The sequence below is a fragment of the Rhodococcus sp. A14 genome (genome assembly GCF_011603105.1).
Classification (GTDB): domain Bacteria; phylum Actinomycetota; class Actinomycetes; order Mycobacteriales; family Mycobacteriaceae; genus Rhodococcus_F; species Rhodococcus_F opacus.
Genome location: NZ_JAAOQS010000014.1, coordinates 30441 through 46293, shown reverse-complemented (window position 1 = coordinate 46293; position 15853 = coordinate 30441). Strand labels below are relative to the sequence as shown.

General features: G+C 65.3%; 21 protein-coding genes, 1 pseudogene and 1 riboswitch. Of the genes and pseudogenes, 9 read left to right on the top strand and 13 right to left on the bottom strand.

What is annotated here, in order from left to right; genetic code table 11:
* Window positions 1-9 precede the first annotated feature (9 nt).
* Window positions 10-591, bottom strand: a complete 582-nt coding sequence (locus G9373_RS10675; RefSeq protein ID WP_064079914.1) for a TIGR03086 family metal-binding protein — start codon at window positions 589-591, stop codon at window positions 10-12.
* A gap of 61 nt (window positions 592-652) precedes the next feature.
* Between G9373_RS10675 and G9373_RS10670 the strand changes: the two genes are divergently transcribed.
* Window positions 653-1603, top strand: a complete 951-nt coding sequence (locus tag G9373_RS10670) for a YafY family protein (protein ID WP_167115080.1) — start codon at window positions 653-655, stop codon at window positions 1601-1603.
* A 39-nt stretch (window positions 1604-1642) separates the two neighbouring features.
* Window positions 1643-2080, top strand: coding sequence for an OsmC family protein (locus G9373_RS10665; RefSeq protein ID WP_005244949.1), 438 nt, complete (start codon window positions 1643-1645; stop codon window positions 2078-2080).
* 10 nt (window positions 2081-2090) lie between these two features.
* Here the strand turns inward: G9373_RS10665 and G9373_RS10660 are convergent, their stop codons facing one another.
* From G9373_RS10660 to G9373_RS10640, 5 genes are read right to left on the bottom strand one after another with little or no spacing between them, the layout of a single operon-like run.
* Window positions 2091-2426: an SH3-like domain-containing protein gene (locus tag G9373_RS10660; RefSeq protein ID WP_043793481.1), complete on the bottom strand. Its 336-nt coding sequence runs from the start codon at window positions 2424-2426 to the stop codon at window positions 2091-2093.
* A complete protein-coding gene (scnC, locus tag G9373_RS10655; protein ID WP_133985995.1) occupies window positions 2423-3112 on the bottom strand; it encodes a thiocyanate hydrolase subunit gamma in 690 nt (229 codons plus the stop codon). The genes G9373_RS10660 and scnC overlap by 4 nt, the downstream gene beginning before the upstream one ends.
* A complete protein-coding gene (locus G9373_RS47645; RefSeq protein ID WP_005262167.1) occupies window positions 3109-3408 on the bottom strand; it encodes an SH3-like domain-containing protein in 300 nt (99 codons plus the stop codon). The genes scnC and G9373_RS47645 overlap by 4 nt, the downstream gene beginning before the upstream one ends.
* Window positions 3405-3848 (bottom strand): SH3-like domain-containing protein, encoded by a 444-nt coding sequence (locus G9373_RS47640; protein ID WP_133985996.1) that lies wholly within the window; start codon window positions 3846-3848, stop codon window positions 3405-3407. Before G9373_RS47640 ends, G9373_RS47645 begins: the two co-directional genes overlap by 4 nt.
* A gap of 26 nt (window positions 3849-3874) precedes the next feature.
* Window positions 3875-4069 carry a CbtB domain-containing protein gene (locus tag G9373_RS10640; RefSeq protein ID WP_005244942.1) on the bottom strand — a complete coding sequence of 65 codons (195 nt, stop codon included), beginning with the start codon at window positions 4067-4069 and terminating at the stop codon, window positions 3875-3877.
* A 236-nt stretch (window positions 4070-4305) separates the two neighbouring features.
* On the opposite strand from G9373_RS10640, the gene G9373_RS10635 reads away from it, so the two are divergent.
* The gene (locus tag G9373_RS10635) at window positions 4306-4971 is read left to right on the top strand and encodes a DsbA family oxidoreductase (RefSeq protein WP_167115077.1); all 666 of its coding nucleotides are present in this window, start codon (window positions 4306-4308) and stop codon (window positions 4969-4971) included.
* Here the strand turns inward: G9373_RS10635 and G9373_RS10630 are convergent.
* A complete protein-coding gene (locus tag G9373_RS10630; protein ID WP_133985998.1) occupies window positions 4968-5423 on the bottom strand; it encodes a hypothetical protein in 456 nt (151 codons plus the stop codon). The two genes, G9373_RS10635 and G9373_RS10630, sit on opposite strands and share 4 nt — an antisense overlap.
* A 143-nt stretch (window positions 5424-5566) precedes the next feature.
* On the opposite strand from G9373_RS10630, the gene G9373_RS10625 reads away from it, so the two are divergent.
* Window positions 5567-6508, top strand: a complete 942-nt coding sequence (locus G9373_RS10625) for a DUF5996 family protein (protein WP_167115073.1) — start codon at window positions 5567-5569, stop codon at window positions 6506-6508.
* A gap of 15 nt (window positions 6509-6523) precedes the next feature.
* On the opposite strand, the gene G9373_RS10620 is transcribed toward G9373_RS10625, so the two are convergent.
* The 3 genes from G9373_RS10620 to G9373_RS10610 all read right to left on the bottom strand — a co-directional run bounded on the left by G9373_RS10620 (window position 6524) and on the right by G9373_RS10610 (window position 8022).
* A complete protein-coding gene (locus tag G9373_RS10620) occupies window positions 6524-7315 on the bottom strand; it encodes a CbtA family protein (RefSeq protein WP_167115070.1) in 792 nt (263 codons plus the stop codon).
* Window positions 7306-7500, bottom strand: coding sequence for a CbtB domain-containing protein (locus G9373_RS10615; RefSeq protein ID WP_005244930.1), 195 nt, complete (start codon window positions 7498-7500; stop codon window positions 7306-7308). Before G9373_RS10615 ends, G9373_RS10620 begins: the two co-directional genes overlap by 10 nt.
* 22 nt (window positions 7501-7522) lie before the next feature.
* Window positions 7523-7656, bottom strand: a riboswitch (cobalamin riboswitch).
* A 51-nt stretch (window positions 7657-7707) separates the two neighbouring features.
* The gene (locus tag G9373_RS10610; protein WP_005262175.1) at window positions 7708-8022 is read right to left on the bottom strand and encodes an antibiotic biosynthesis monooxygenase; all 315 of its coding nucleotides are present in this window, start codon (window positions 8020-8022) and stop codon (window positions 7708-7710) included.
* A gap of 32 nt (window positions 8023-8054) precedes the next feature.
* Here G9373_RS10610 and G9373_RS10605 point away from each other — a divergent pair, with 32 nt between their 5' ends.
* From G9373_RS10605 to G9373_RS10585, 5 genes are all read left to right on the top strand, one after another.
* On the top strand, window positions 8055-8810 hold the full coding sequence (locus tag G9373_RS10605) for an alpha/beta hydrolase (RefSeq protein ID WP_005573486.1): 756 nt from the start codon (window positions 8055-8057) through the stop codon (window positions 8808-8810).
* Window positions 8811-8870: 60 nt separating this feature from the next.
* Window positions 8871-9329 (top strand): helix-turn-helix domain-containing protein, encoded by a 459-nt coding sequence (locus tag G9373_RS10600; RefSeq protein ID WP_005573485.1) that lies wholly within the window; start codon window positions 8871-8873, stop codon window positions 9327-9329.
* A 382-nt stretch (window positions 9330-9711) separates the two neighbouring features.
* On the top strand, window positions 9712-9969 hold the full coding sequence (locus G9373_RS10595) for a hypothetical protein (RefSeq protein WP_120659835.1): 258 nt from the start codon (window positions 9712-9714) through the stop codon (window positions 9967-9969).
* Window positions 9970-10112: 143 nt separating this feature from the next.
* Window positions 10113-11132 (top strand): methyltransferase, encoded by a 1020-nt coding sequence (locus G9373_RS10590; RefSeq protein ID WP_005262179.1) that lies wholly within the window; start codon window positions 10113-10115, stop codon window positions 11130-11132.
* Between the two features lie 58 nt (window positions 11133-11190).
* A complete protein-coding gene (locus tag G9373_RS10585; RefSeq protein ID WP_167115068.1) occupies window positions 11191-12417 on the top strand; it encodes an ATP-grasp domain-containing protein in 1227 nt (408 codons plus the stop codon).
* Here the strand turns inward: G9373_RS10585 and G9373_RS10580 are convergent.
* The 3 genes and pseudogenes from G9373_RS10580 to G9373_RS10570 all read right to left on the bottom strand — a co-directional run.
* Window positions 12372-13546 (bottom strand): annotated as a pseudogene (locus tag G9373_RS10580) (zinc ribbon domain-containing protein); the annotation flags it as partial. The gene G9373_RS10585 and the pseudogene G9373_RS10580 overlap by 46 nt on opposite strands.
* 100 nt (window positions 13547-13646) lie before the next feature.
* Window positions 13647-14906, bottom strand: a complete 1260-nt coding sequence (locus G9373_RS10575) for a hypothetical protein (protein ID WP_005572530.1) — start codon at window positions 14904-14906, stop codon at window positions 13647-13649.
* A 125-nt stretch (window positions 14907-15031) separates the two neighbouring features.
* Window positions 15032-15850 carry an aminotransferase class IV gene (locus tag G9373_RS10570; RefSeq protein WP_005262186.1) on the bottom strand — a complete coding sequence of 273 codons (819 nt, stop codon included), beginning with the start codon at window positions 15848-15850 and terminating at the stop codon, window positions 15032-15034.
* Window positions 15851-15853: the final 3 nt, after the last annotated feature.

Sequence of the window (15853 nt, the reverse complement as noted above, 5' to 3'; positions counted from 1 at the left end):
TGTGCGGGGTCAGATGCTCTTGCGTCCCGACCAGTTGGCGAGGCGCTCGGTGGGACCGGCGGTGGGGTGCGGCTCGACCACGTCCGCGAACGGCACGTGCCCGCCGCGCGTATCCGCCGGGATCGCGTGCCGTGCGACGGCGAGCATGGCCTCGGCGAGCTCCGGGCGGGTTTCGGAGGGTTGGCTGGTGGCGACGGCCAGGTCCCATCCGTGCACGAGGGTCTCGTTGATGTAGCCCCAGATAGCGGCACGGCCGGGGACCGTGCCCCACGGCGCCGTCACCGTCGCGTCGAGCCGGCTGTCGTCGGTCCAGACGGACCACACGCGGTCCGTGGCGGACCGGTAGGCGTCCGCGTAGCCGTCGCCGGGGTAGTCGGTGACGACGAGCGGAACGGTGCTCGGGTCACCGCCCTCACCGATCACGCGCGCACGCTCCACGGTGGCGACCAGGTGGCCGAGCAGGGTGCGGACGTCGAAGTCGGCGCACGGAGTGGATGCCGTCAGCTGGTCCTCGCGGACTTTCTCGATGAGGCCGGTCGTCCAGGTGAGGGCTTCGAGGTACAGGGGCCGGGGATCTGTCGTGTTCGTCATGAGGCAACTATCGCCGCAAAACATGACATCTTCTGTCATGTATTTCTGACAGACTTTTCCCATGCGCGCCGACCGCCTGCTCTCGCTCGTCCTCCTGCTCCGCAACCGCGGGCGAATGTCGGCGTCGGCGCTGGCCCGCGAACTCGAGGTGTCCCCGCGCACCGTGCTGCGGGACATCGACGCATTGTCGACGGCGGGGATACCTGTGTACGCCGAACGCGGCCGTGACGGCGGCTTCGGGTTGCTGCCGGGATTCACCACCGACCTCACAGGCCTGACTGTCGACGAGGCCAAGGCCCTGCTGGCGGCCGGCTCGGCGGTGACGTCGGAATCGCTGGGCATGGCGCCGGCGTTCGCGTCGGCGATGCGCAAGGTGGTGGCGGCGATGCCGGACGCGCACCGGGCCGCGGCGACGAAGGTGGCGGAGCGGGTGTTCGTCACCCAGGGAACGTGGCTGACCGATCCGGAACCGGTCGACCATCACCTCGGGCTGATCCAGCAGGCGGTTTTCGTGGGCCGGCGGCTGAGCATCCTCTACCCGTCGCGGGGCAACGATGCGGTGTGGCGCGTCATCGACCCGCAGGGCCTCATCCATGCGGCGGGACGGTGGTATCTGGTGGCGACGGACGCCGGCCGCGACCGGACGTACCGGCTCGAGCGGATCGAGGACGTCCGTGAACTCGACGAGCCGGCGCAGAGATCGGCCGACATCGACCTCGCCGCGATCTGGGAGCGTCGCCGTTCGGCGTTCCGGGCGCGCGGGACACCGGTGGTCGCCGATGTTCTCGTGCACCGTGAGCGTCGCGACGACCTGGTGGAGCGTGCCTATGCCGTCCGATCCGAGCAGTCGGTCGACGGCGACCGGGTGCGCCTGGAAGTGGTGTTCGGCGACGACTCCCACGCACGCGGGGTTCTGTGGGCGTTCGGTGAGGACGCGGAAGTGCTGGCACCGGACGCTCTGCGGGCCGCCCTGCGTTCCCGCGCGCTGCGGATGGCCGCCCGGTACGAGTAGGTTCGACACGTAAACCGAAGAACCACGAGAGGATGTGGCATGCCGACACGTACCGCACGGACCGCTTGGAACGGATCGCTCGAACAGGGAAGCGGCCAGGTGGAACTCACCAGTTCCGGTGTCGCGACGTTCGACGTCTCGTTCCCCAAGCGGGCGGCCGAAGAGGCGGGGGGAACCACCAGCCCGGAGGAGCTGATCGCCGCGGCGCATTCCTCCTGCTACGCGATGCAGCTGTCCGCACTCATCGCAGAGGCAGGCGGCACCCCGCAGAGCCTCGAGGTGAAGGCGGATGTCTCACTCGGACCGGACAACCCGGGTTTCAAGCTCACCGGCATCAAGCTGACGGTCCGCGGCGAGGTGGACGGTCTCGACGCCGACGGCTTCGCGAAGGCCGCTCAGGCCGCCAAGGAGTCGTGCCCCGTGAGCAAGGCGCTCACCGGAGTCGAGATCACGCTGGACGCGGCACTCGAGTCCTGAGTGCGGCCGGCTACCGACGGTTGAACCGTGCCCGCACTTCCTCCATCTTCGCCTGGAGTTCGTCTGGGCTGATGACGCCCTTGTCCATCAACGCGTGAGCGGTGGCGACGACGGACCGGGAGCGGACGGGGAAGTCGCGGTAGACGGTTTCGCCCAGCTGGTCCTCGGTGTGGCGCCTGTCGAGATTGTCCCAGGCGCCACGCCAGGACAGGCATTCCGCGGTGGCCTGCATGCTCGATTCCCACGGGTCGGGCTTGCGGTCGAGGTCCGGCAGCGTCACGTCGTCGCGGGTCGTCTCCGGCGTCAGCGTGTTCAGGATGACGTCGTATGCCTTGTCCGTCATCATCGCGCGGTTCCTCCGTTGTCCGAGGGTGGTGTGGTCGCAGTCCAATCGACCTGTGGGACGGCAACACCGATCATGGTGTCGCGGGTGACGATCGACGCCAGTTGTTCCTCGCTCCACCCCTCGGTGCCCTCGGGGCGCATCGGCATCACCATGAACCGTGATTTCTGGTTCGAATCATGCACGCGCACTTCGACATCCGACGGGAAGTGCAAGCCGAACTCCGCGATTACCTCGCGGGGCCAGCGCACCAACCGGCGGCGATAGTTGGGGGTGCGGTACCAGTCCGGAGACATACCGAGAACGGGCCGCGGATAGCACGAACACAACGTGCAGACGATGACGTTGTGGACCTTCGGGGTGTTCTCCAGCACGTAGAAGTACGTGTAGTCGCTCGGCGTGCCCGTTCCGGTCGGGTCGCGCCAGTCGATCCCCACTTCTTTGCAGGTTTCGGTGCCGTCGGCCAGCAGCCGCTTCTTGAATTCCGGGTCGACCCACGCTTTCGCGACCAATTTCGAACCACCCGAGGGCCCTACCGATTCGGCCCATTCGGAGAAGCGGCGGTGATCCTCCCGGGAGAACAGTCCGTGTTCGATGGACAGTTCCCGAATGGCGGTCTCCAGGATCTCGAACTCGCTGACCTCCTCCGAGGCCTGGATCGGGGCGTGATCGTCGTGCGAATGCGTCATGTGTCCGCCTCTCCTGCCGGCTCGAGCCACCGCTCGGAGCACTCGGTTTCCAACGTGTCGATCTCGAATCCGGTGTAGCGGGGCCAGAGGTCGGTCTGCCGGAAGCGGACGACGTAGAACGGCTCGGTCCGGCCGTCTTCCACGCGACCCCACGCCTCGTCCTCGGGAATCACCCACTCCGGGCGGTGCTCGACGACGACTCCGGTGCGCCCGCGGATGAATGCCTGGGTTCGGGTGTGGAACATCGAGGTCGCGTCCTTGACGGTGACCCGGTCGCCGATCTCGAACTTCGTCATGACTGGCCTCCGGTCGCGTTTCCGCCACCCGACCGGGTCCGGACCTCGTCGATCTTGGCGGAGAGTTCGTCGGGCGTGATCAGGCCCTTGTTGATGAGTGTCTTGGCGGCCACCGTGATCCACCGCGCGTAGTACGGCAACCCGAAGTACAGCGTTGCGCCCAGGTCGTTCTCGGCGCGGCGGCGCTCCTCGGAGTTCCACACACCGCGCCATCCGAGGCATTCGCACGTCACGTACGTACTCATCTCCCAGTCCTCTTCGACCTTCTCCTCGTACTTGACGGGAAGGGCGGCCTGGCCGCCGACGTCGTGGAGAACGTGTCGCAACGCGTCGAACGCGGAATTGGACAGGTAATACGGCGAATCCATCTCTGCGTGATGGATCGGGCCGTACTCCGCGACCCTGTTCGCCTGTGCTTCGAAATCTGCTGGAGAGTTCATCGCGTGCTCCAGTGGTGGTGGTGGAACTAGTGACAGGGAACTCCCAGGAGATGGCGGCCGTCGTGCATCAATTCGTGCAGGTACATGCCACTTCGGGAGATCGCACCCTGGTCGAATCCGACCAGGTAGAGGGTGAGCAGGGCGAGCAGGACGACTCCGACGGCGATCAGCACGATTCCGAGTGACTCGACGGACTTGCTCGGTGAAGAGACGTAAACCATGGCTACTCCTGGAGGAGTTCGGGTTCCGCAACTGTCGGCCGTCGATTGTCCGGGCATCGCGACGAGCGCCCCTTGCTCAGCGGCACGATCGATACGACGTTACTCTCGCCGTGTCGATTCCATCACCGTACCGTTCGGTCGAATCCGGCGTGCGGAAATGCAGCGCGGCGAACCAAGACAAACACCGTGTCGAACCCGGCGGAACAGAATGCACCGGCGATTCGTTCCACTGAACTGTGACGACACAGCAGAACACCGACGGCGACATCGAGATCGAGATCTGGTCCGACGTCGCCTGCCCCTGGTGCTACATCGGCAAGCACCGTTTCCTGTCGGCCCTCGCGGAGTTCGAGGGGCGCGACCAGGTGAACGTGGTGTGGCGGTCGTATCAGCTGTCGCCGGAGACGCCGGTGGGGGAGCGGCGCAGCGAACTCGACGCCCTGGCGGAGAGCAAGGGCATGCCTGCCGAGCAGGTCCGTCAGATGTTCGGACACGTTGCGCGCACGGCGGCCGGCGAGGGGCTGAATGTCGACTTCGACACCGTGATCGCCGCCAACACCTTCGACGCCCACCGGTTGATCCACCTGGCGGGCGACGAGCGAGATGCCATGGTAGAGGAACTGTTCCGCGCCCACTTCGGTGCGGGAGCCGTGATCGACGATCGCGAGGTGCTCGTCGACATCGCGTCGCGGGCCGGGCTCGACGCCGACACCGTCCGCGCCGAACTCGAATCCGATGCCGGTGCGGACGCGGTCCGCGCCGACCTCGAGACCGCCCGTCGACTGCAGGTATCGGCGGTGCCGTTCTTCGTCGCCAACCGCCGCGTCGCCGTGTCCGGCGCGCAGCCGAAGGACGTGTTCCTGCAGCTTCTGACGCAGGCGAGCGCGGCCCAGGTGAACTAGCGGCGCGTGAAGTACCGGTTGGCTTCGGGCCGGAACATGAGTGCCACCGCCGCGATCACCGCCACGAGATGGGTGAGCCGGGCGGTCGCGATCACCGCGGCGTCGAGCGTCAGACCCGCGACGGCGGACATCGGGTCGTTGCCGGCCGACAGCCAGGCGAGCGGCTCCATCACGAGCGAAGCGACGCCGAAGACGCCGAGACCGATCGCGAGAGTGTTCCGCGCCCACGCCCTGCCACTGCGGAATCGGGTCATGACGAACAGCACCGCGCCGTAGACGACGACGCGGACCGCGAGTTGTCCGGCGAGGCTGCCGACGTCGGCGTCCGGGCCCTCCAACGCCGTCGATGTGTGCGCGATGGCCTCGACCACGCCGGCGAACAGGGCGAGTCCGAGCAGCCAGTACGCGCGCTCGACCGTCTGCGGGACCGAGGGTGCAGTACGAGTGGTCATGTCCCCATGCTGGTATCGGCGACGTCGCGGCACATCACCCCACGGAGTGGAGTTCACCCCTACCCGGGTATCGATGCGACGTGCTTGCCATCACCCCGGACGAGGGGGCACATTGAAAAGCACGTCGTCGGCAGGGAGGCACTGTGCGCGAGCAGACACGACCCGGAGATGCATGGCCGGCGTTGAAGGTGGACGACTGGACGTCGACGCGGGACACCCTGCACATGTGGACGCAGATAGTCGGGAAGATCCGCTTGGCCCACGCACCGTTGATCAACCACTGGTGGCAGGTTCCGCTGTACGTGAGCCCCCGCGGTCTCACGACGTCGACAGTCCCGTACGGCACCGACTGCTTCGACATCGAATTCGACTTCGCCGACCATCGACTGGTGATCCGCACGAGTACGGGCGGCACCGGGACGGTTGCCCTCGAACCGAAGTCGGTGTCCGATTTCTATGCGGAGACGATGGCCACGCTGGCCGAACTGGGTGTGGCGACGACGATTCTGGCCCGGCCCAACGAGGTGGACCCCGCCGTCCCGTTCGCGGAGGACAACCAGCACTGTTCGTACGACGGTGAGTCGGTGCATCAGTTCTGGCGGCAGCTCGTGCAGGCGGACCGCGTCCTGCACGAGTTCCGTTCCCATTTCATCGGGAAGGTCAGTCCGGTGCACTTCTTCTGGGGTGCGCTCGACCTGGCCTGCACCCGGTTCTCCGGGCGAACCGCACCGACTCATCCTGGGGGAGCACCGAACTGCGGAGACTGGGTGATGGTCGAGGGCTACTCGCACGAGCTGAGCAGCTGCGGTTTCTGGCCCGGTGGTGGCGTCGAAGGCGCGTTCTACGCGTACGCCTACCCGGAACCGGACGGTTTCGCCGACTACTCCGTCGGGCCCGACGGAGCCTTCTACAGCAAGGAGAACGGACAGTTCCTGCTGCCGTACGAGACCGTCCGAACCGCAGACGATCCCGATGCCGCACTGCTGAAGTTCCTGCACAGCACGTACGACGCGGCGGCCGAGCGGGGTGGCTGGGACCGGGCCGCCCTGGAGGCGGACCCGGCCCGATGGGACGAGTCCCGCTGACGCCTTGACGGTGGGTCAGGCGACGTTCGCCGACGCGGGCGTCGTGGCCCGGGTGGCACGCTCCGTGAGGAACGCGAATGCCAGTCCGAGAACCAGCCACAACGTGGCCTGCGTCGCGAGTGACGACAGGCGGAACTGCCACAGCAGCACTGCGGGGAAGTCGTCGCCCACTTCATTGACGGTGGGCAGCACGAGGTAGCCGATGGTCACCACCACGAGGAAGGCGAGAACCGGCGCCGCGATTCGCAGCGACAGGAATTCCTGCGCTGCGACCTTCGCCGCGAAGACGGAGGCCACCACCGCGAGCAGACCCAGCACGACTGCGGCGAGCCACAGCCAGGTGCGCTGAGTGATCGTTTCGGGGTCTCCGACAGCCGGTGGGTTGGCGGGGTACTTGAAGAACGGCACCGCCTCGATTGCCAACCAGCCCAATGTGGCCAATGTCAGACCGAGCAATGGTCCCGACAGCGTCGTCACTCGACGTGCGTAATTCGCGACGACGGCGAAGATCGCTCCCAGAGCCAGGCCCGCGAGGGACGTGGCGAGGAACAGCCCGAAGCGCTGTCCGTCACGGCTGACCAGTGCCTCTTCCTCGTCGTGCGAGTGCCCGGCCGGCTCGGCCGCCTGAGTGGCATCGTGCGAGTGGACTTCGGCTTCGGCGGCGCTGTTCGACTCTTCGATCGCGATGGCCGCATCGATGTGCGACTCACCGAGGACGAACGCGACGCCACCGGCCAGGATGCCTGCGATCAGGCCGGCCAGCAGACCGCGGATGAGGAGTTTCGCGAAGGAATCGGTCAGTGGCATGGCAGACCCAGGAGGTGGCGGCCGTCGTGCATCAGTTCATGCATGTACATGCCACTGCGCGAAATCGCGCCCTGGTCGAAGCCAACGAGATAGAGAGCGAGCATCGCGAACAGAACGATCGCGAAAGAGATGACGGCGAGACGGGTCGTGTCGACCGACGAGCCGGGTGCGTAGGCGAGTGCCATAGTTCCTCCTGGGATTTCGCGTCCCCTAGGTCCAGGCGATGGCCGCAGTATCTGGCTGTCGAGGTGGCTCCCGTGAAGGACTACTCCGATTTACAGTGGCGCGACCGCTCCGGGATTGCACCGGATTCCTGCCGAACCATCGCTTTGTCCTGCGAACTTTTGCACCCGGCGGGCCGTCGTGTCAATCCTCCCGCTCGGCCCCGTCTCTCAGCCCTTGTTCGCTGCCGCGACGTCGAGAACGACCTCGAACTCGAGCAGCGAAGCTCCGGACGCCACCGGCTTCTTCTGCTCACCCGCGTGTGCTTCCCGGGCCGGACCGTCGCGCCACGCCGCGAATGCCTCTTCGCTCTCCCACTGGGTGACGACGAAGTAGCGGTTCTCGCCCTTGACGGGGCGCAGAAGCTGGAATCCGAGGAAGCCGGGGGAGTTCTCCACGGCGTGCGCGCGCGCTGCGAAGCGCTTCTCGAGTTCGGGGCCTGCGCCCTCGGGGATTTCGATTGCGTTGATCTTCACCACTGCCATGCGGGCGAGATTACTCCGCTAGCGTCGGAGGGGTGGCAGGTGAGAGTGCGTTGCACGACGAGGGTGGGACGGGGCAGCCGATTCTGCTGTTGCACGGGCTGATGGGCAGCGCGCGGACCTGGGGTCGGCACGTGCCGTGGTTGCGCGAGCACGGCCACGTCTTCACGTTCGACGCCGCAGGTCACGGCAGGCCCGCACCGTCGCGGTTGACGACGGAAGCGTTCGTGGAAGATCTGGCCGCCGTACTCGCGCCTTTCGCCGAGCCGTGGGTGGTGATCGGTCATTCGATGGGCGCCCTGCACGCGTGGTGCCTGGCGGCCGAACACCCCGAGAAGGTGTCGGCGCTCGTGCTCGAAGACATGGCCCCCGACTTCCGGGGCCGGACCGCCGCGGACTGGGCGGCGATGATCTCGAACTGGCCGCAGCCGTTCGCGACCCGGGAAGACCTGTTCGAGTTCTTCGGTCCGGTTGCCGGACAGTACTTCCTGGATTCTTTCGAGAAGCGCGCCGACGGCTGGTACCTGCACGGGGACGTCGACACGTTCCGCGACATCTCCGAGGAGTGGGGCGGCAGGCACTTCTGGGACCAGTGGGCGTCGATCACGATTCCGGCCCTGCTGATCGAGGGGGAGTTCACGATCACCCCCGACGGTCAGATGCGGACCATGGCGGAGCGGCATCCCGGCGCCGAGTACGTCCGCATCGAGCGGGCCGGGCACCTCGTCCACGACGACCAACCGGAGCAGTACCGGAAAGTGGTCGAGGCATTCCTCGACGGGCTGGGCTGAGAGCTACCTCGTCCTCTGCGCAGGAGATTGTGTTCGTTTTTTTCGCTTTATGGTTGAGGTATGGCCGCTCTGATGAACCACACGGTGTTGCCGCCGGGCGCCGACGATCGGGACCTTCTCACCGCGTTGAAGTATGTTATCGCTGGTCAGGATGATGTGACGATCTCGACTCCGGAGGGTTCGGCGCCGTTGCCGGACAGTGTCCGGAGGCTGCTCGTCGACGCGGTCACGACTCTGGATCGGGGGCAGGCGGTGACGGTGGAGCCGCATCGGACGGTGTTGACGACGCAGGAGGCCGCGGAACTGCTGGGCATTTCCCGGCCGACGTTGGTGCGGTTGCTGGAGGCCGGGAAGATTCCGTACTCGTCGCCGGGCAGGCACCGGCGGGTGGAGTTGGCGGACGTGCGGGCCTTTCGACAACACGAGCGCGCGCGACGCGGTCAAGTGTTCGAGGAGATGGCGCACGAGGAAACCCCAGACCCCGGCGACGCCGCTGACGGCTTCGTCTCGACCCGTTGATCGAGGGGCAGGGCAACCGGTGGCTGCCTGTCGGGTAGTTCTCGACGCGTGCGTCCGGCTTCTTCAGCTGACCGACGAGCAGATCGACTCGTTGCCGCTCGAGGTGCGGCAGACGTACCGGCAGCTTCGTGCGGTGGATCCGGCCGAACTGGTGCGGTTTCTCGGGCATACAGATCTGGTGAATGCGGCGTGGGCATTCCTGATGCCGGTGTGTGTGGACGGGGCGAACTCAACCGGTCGATATGGCCGAACGTGGATCCCGACTTCCGGGCGGTACTGGCGCAGAAGTGGGTGTGTGCAACCACTATCAGATGACTGTTGACGGTGGGATGGTGAGGCGGTTGAGGCGGCCCTTGCCGGGCCGCCGGATCATCCGCTGTGGGTGCATTTCGAGCGCGTGCATGTGCGGTCGTTCGGGGCGATGCTGCCAGATCCGGCGACGTGGGGAATCGGTTCAGCCACCAGGATGGTCGCCCCGGGGGTCGAGGCGCTCTACGTACTCGACGCCTCGGCGCTGGAGGGCGGTCTGTGGCAGCCGAACGATCCCCGGTACGTGTGCCCGGTCCTCATGCATCTCGTCGACGGGCGTTGGCTGGTGCGAAATCTGGGGTCGGAATCGGACCCTGCGATTACCACCTGAACCTACGTGGTGCGGGCGGGGGTGGATGGTTGCCAGCCCCTGGGTATCTATCGCGCGACGCGCTGAAACCTCACGCTGGTTGAACGCCCGGGAGTCCGGGAGTTCCACGTATTGCTGTACTCCACGACCTTTCGAAGGCGCACATGTATTTCGACTTCCGTGACAAGCCCGACCGTCTCTGTGTCAAAGAAATGGTTCATGGCTACAACATATCCAGCTGCTTGTTCGTAGCCGTCGAGCTGGAGCTCGCCGATCTGCTGGCGGGGGGCCCAATGGCGCTTGCCGACCTCGCCCAACGAAGCGGCACTGATCCCGATGCGCTGAAGCGGATCCTCCGCCTACTCATGAGCGCGGGGATCTTCTCCGTGGACGAGCATGACAGATGCGCACTCACGCCGCGAGCCGAATTCTTGCGCAGGGATAATCCGGAATCGATCGCAAGCGAGGTGGAGCTCTTTGCCGGCGCAGAAACGTACCTGGCCTGGAGCGAGCTGCTCCAATGCGCACGTACGGGACAGACAGGATTCGGCCAGTTCTTCGGCAAATCCCTCTTCGACTACCTGGCCGAGCACCCCGACTCCGCCCAGCGCTTCCATCTGGGCTGGCACGAGATCTCGATCCGCGCCGGTCTCGAGACCGCGGAAGCGATCGATTTTACGGACAATCGGCACGTCGTCGATGTCGGCGGTGGCTACGGCATCGTGACCGCCCAGCTGTTGCGCAAATACGATCATCTGCGGGGCACGATTTACGACCTGGAGTTCTCGCTGGCCAGGGCCGGTCACACCTTGCGGGAATATGGCGTCGATGAGCGGTGTGGCATTGTGCCCGGCGACGGTTTCACAGAGGTGCCTGGCGGGGGCGACGTCCACCTGCTCAAGAGCGTTCTCCACACGATGAACGACGACGACTCGGTACGCGTCCTCATCAATTGCGCGAACGCACTCGCGCCCGGCGGCAGGATCCTGGTCCTGGAGCGGGTGATCAGCGAGGATGGCGGATACGTCTGGGGAAATGTGGTGGACGTCGCCATGCTGGTCATGACGGGCGGCCGGGAGCGAACGATTCAGGACTACGCGCGCCTATACGAGCGCGCAGGCCTCGAACTCACCGGCAGTACGCTCCTGCCCTGCGGCTTCAGCGCAATCGAGGGCCGGAAGTGAGACCGGCCGGACGAGCGCGACCTCCGGGAATCAGCGGACCTCGAGGAGGTGGGTCGGCATGGCTCACATTTTGATCGTCGGCGGACATGACGAGACTTTCCGAATGATCGAAGATCTACCGGTCGAGCTGTCTGTGTTTCAGAATTCCGAATCGGTCACCGCGCGGCAGGCCAGACGCGCCCACCGGCTGTGCGTATTCGACTACCGCAACCAGGCAGAGGCGCTCAGCATGGCGCAGGAGCTGCACGAGGTTAAACCCGTCGATGCCGTCGTGTCATTCACCGAGCATGGCCTCATGCCGGCCGCCGTGATCAAAGAGGCATTGGGCATCAAGGGCAATGCGCGGAAAGCCGTCCGGTTGACCCGCGACAAGATCGCCATGCGCGAGCACCTGGCCGGCCGTGATCTCGGAGCTGTGCTGACCCGAAGCTGCGATTCGGCCTCCGAGGTACGGAGCTTTCTTCAGTCAGTGGGCGGCCCGATCATCGTCAAGCCGGCTGAAGGCGCCGGCAGCTCCGGTGTTCTTCGCGTCTCCAGCCTTGACCAGGTCGAATCCGCATTCGCCTGCTCTCGCGGCGAGTACCCCGGGCCGACCCTCGTCGAAGAGTTCATCGACGGCCCCGAATACAGCGTCGAATCCTTCACCACGGATGGCCGGCACGACATCATCGCGGTGACCGCAAAAACCACCACCGGCCCGCCACGGTATATCGAAACCGGTCATCTGATGCCGGCCGTGCTCGCGGCATCGGCCCTTGCCGAGCTCCGCGGTCTCGTCACCGATTTCCTCAGTTCGATCGGTCATTCCTTTGGGCCGGCCCATACCGAAGTGCGTATCGGTTCGGCCGGGCCACGGATCATCGAGGGCAATACCCGTCCTGGAGGCGATTTCATTTGGGAGCTGGTGCACCGTGCGATGGGTCGCGATCTGGTCCGGGAGTCGATCTGTCATCTTGCCGGGCTGCCGCCGCAATCGCGAGCACCCGGGCGCGGTGCAGGCTGCGTCGCATTCTTTGGTTACGAGAATGTGGTGATCGAACGCGTGCAGGGCATCGAAGCCGCGCGTCAGGCCGAGGGGGTCATCCGGTTGCAGTGTTCTCTCGAACCAGGGCAACTCCTCGGTCCGCTCCGGTCCTCTGCGGATCGTCAAGGTGTCATAGTCGCGGTCGGCACTGATCTCGTGGACGCCGAGCGCCGGTTGGCTGAGGCGCAGGCTCGGATTCGGGTGGAGACGAGCGTCTACGTAGATCTCGTACTATCTGCCACTGGTGTGGCTGATGGTTGAGATGTACGTGTGTCACGGCTACCCGCATCACCGTGTGGTGGTGTGGGTTGGACCGTGTCCCACACCGACGCTTCGGGTGCAGGAACATGCTGTTTCGGAGTCACCCCCGCCCGCGGTGTGACGGTGCGGAGGCTGCGGCGAACCCGGCGATGCCGCGGCCGACGCGGTGTCGGACTGGTCTTGTCCCGGGACTTTCGGACCGGCGCGTGCTCGGCGACCCGGACCGCGGGCAGCTGCCCCCGCCGCCGGGTCACTTTGTTCTTACCGAGCAGCGCGCGTGTGGCCAGGTTCACCCCGGCAATCTGGTCGCGGTTGCCGCCGACCAGGCAGCGGGGACACCATGCGGTGTGACAGCCGCCGGGGCGGGTGAGCGGTTCGTCGCACCCCGGACACTGTGCCGAGGATCCGCGGGCGGGCACCGTGACCACCGCGACACCCACACCCGCGGCGGTGTGCGTGAGGGCGGCGGTCGCATTACGGCGGGCGGGCTGCGCGGGCCCGGTTGTTGTTGACTCGTCCGTGTCCGCGGGTCTCGAGGGTGGTGAGGTCCTCGACCGCGATCACCTGCGCACCCGCGGTGGCGGCGTAGTCGGTGACCTGGCGGGCGAAGTGGAATCCCAGTTCCCGGTTGATCTTGCCCCGTTTGACGCCCACCGCAGTCCGATGCACGTTGAGGACGGCGATCTTCCCCTCGAGTTGGGCGCGGACCTCGGGTTCGGCGACGGCCAGCCGCGTCAACCGGGCCGCCTTGCGGTGCAGCATCTGGCCTTCGGTCTGTAGGCGGGCCAGTGTGATTCCGAGGCCGCGGTCGTCGTACGTCCAGCCCCGGTAATCCGACGACAACCCGGCCGGGCCGTCAGCGGTGATGGCGGCGGCGCCGAGTGTGGACGGGGACCAGTCGACCCCGACCGCGACCGTGCTGGCCATCAGATCGGCGGCGGGGACGAGTTCGGTCGCGGCGCACCGCAACAACAGACCCCGGCGGTCGAGGACGAGGGTCGGCAGATGCCAGTCGGTGATCGCCCGGCCGTGCAGGTGTGCGGGGATGGCGGCGGTCAGCCGGACCCGCCGCCACTGCGCCCGCCCCCGCCGGGGCCGAGCAGGTCGGCAGCTTAACCGTCAACACCAACCGATACGCAGAGAAGGCAACCGGCCTTCCGGCGGCGACCTTGCGCACCCCAATGACCGACAACCCACGTATTTACCGAGCAGATTTACGTTCTGTCCGGTCAGCCAGGTGTGGGGCATTGCGTGGGTTGCTCAATCGGTACGACTTGCACGGTCGTCAGGATTTCGCGAATGAGTGAGGTCACTTCAGAGCTCGACCGGCCGGCGACGATACCGCTGACGGGCAATTCGAAATCGAAATAGCTCACGGTCTCCGGAAGAGAAGCGCCCGCATCCAGCTCCTTCCATCGAACAACGTCTGGGTGGGCCTGAAACCGTTCTCCACCCGATATCGCGCAGTACCGCGACGGAAGCAGGTGACCCGGGAACATGAAATCCCCGTAGACCGTACTGCTCGCCGTACTTTCGAACCACCGTTTCAGTGGATTGATTTCGAGAGGTGACCAATCGAGGTTGCAGGCCAAACCGGCCGCGACCAAGTCGATGCCTGTGGCAAGCCGGAATGTCTCCTTGATATGTCCGCCGCCAGGGCGGGCGCCGACCTCCAGGAAAACCATTCCATCTGCGGCCTCGATCATTTCGAGATGGAATGGGCCATTGTCGATACCCACGGCCCGAAGGTACTCGACCGCTACCTTGCAACGCCCACCGTCGTCGTCGACTTGAATCGATCCCTGCGGAACTCCCTGGGCAAACTCGAGGCAAGTGCCCAGATATCTGCTGGCGATGATCGCCACCGGCGCACCGGCAAGCATCACGCCATCGAAGTGGAAGATCGGCCCCTCCACATATTCTTCGAGCTGGAAGCGTTCCGGATCCCAGTCCTCCAGACCCGTAGGGTGGTTGAGGATCGCACTGCCGGCGTCAGCGTAGGTGGCGAAGACGACAACATCCTTGCTGGCGGTTCCATCGAGTGGTTTGAGCACCGTCTTCCCAGCCCACGGAGTGACATCGGCGGACGAAGCGGTGAGCGCCTCATCGCAGCGAACAAATCTGGGCACGCGAAGTCCGCATCCTGCGACTGCGGCTTTCATCGCTATCTTGTCGTTCACGATGTGGACCTGCTCCGGTGATACTCCTTCTATTCCGAGGCTCCGTCTTATCTGCGCTGCCTCCATCATCTCGTATTGGGAGACGCTGATGACTCGGTCGAAGGCATCGTCGGGGGAGAACAGGGTGCGAACTTCCTCGGCCAGACCTGCTCGACCCGGGCGTTCAACCCTCGTGCAAGGAAGGTCGGGCGGCACGGTCGCAAGTTGCGCGCTCGAGCCCACGTAGACGACATCGTGAATTCCATGATCGATTACACGATGGTATTCGATGAAGGAATACGGAACGCGATGGAGAATGAGCAGTTTCATTCAGAAGACCCCGCTGGATGGAATATCGTTCGGCGAAATGGACTTTCACCTTCCAGTACTATCCCGGTCCGACGGCCGTGAAGCTAGGAACCCTGGGGGGAAGGTTTACCCACCTTGCTTGTTTGTCATCGGATCGCGGACCGGCCGTTGGTCAAGTGTCGATACTCGGTTGCAATCGCATCGACCACTGCGGACTTCGCATACCGGATCTCGTCGATGCCGGAAACCTCCATGATTTCGATCGCAGTCCCGCACAGAAATGCGGCGTCGAACGATCCGATCTCGCCGTAGGCGATGTCGCGTTCCGTTACCGAGAGCTTCAGTCGCGGACACAGCTCATCGATTATCACCCTTCGGGTAATCCCGTCGAGGGCCAATTCGGCAGTCGGCGTGAACAATGCGTTCCCCTTGACGAAGAACACGTTCGAGCCGCTCGACTCGCACACAGCGTCGGCTGTCGAGAGGAAGAGCACGTCATCGTAGCCGTCGGCCCGCCCGCGGTGGCTCAAGTAGCTCAACGCGTAGGTAGACGACGTCTTCGCCTGATACGGGTGACAGGAGGCGGGTGCACGCCGCCACGTTGCCGTCGACAGCCGATATTGCTCCGCGGCCGAATTCGAAGGAAAGGGCAGGGCAAACAGGACCACCTTGCTGGAAGAGCCCTGCGCCTTGAAACTCACATCGGTGTCGTCATAGAAGACCAAGCACTTGATGTACGCATCGGCCAGATCGTTGGCCCTCACCAATTCGTGGCAAGCGTCGGCCAAGTCCGCATTCGAATAGTGCACGGTGTGCCCGAACAACTCGGCGGACCGCCGCAACCTCGCTATGTGGTCGTCGCATTTGAAGATGCTGCCGCCGTACGTGCGGATACCGTCGAACACCGACGTGGCATACGACAACCCATGGGTGGCAGGTGACAGGATCACCTCGTCGAATCGCACGCA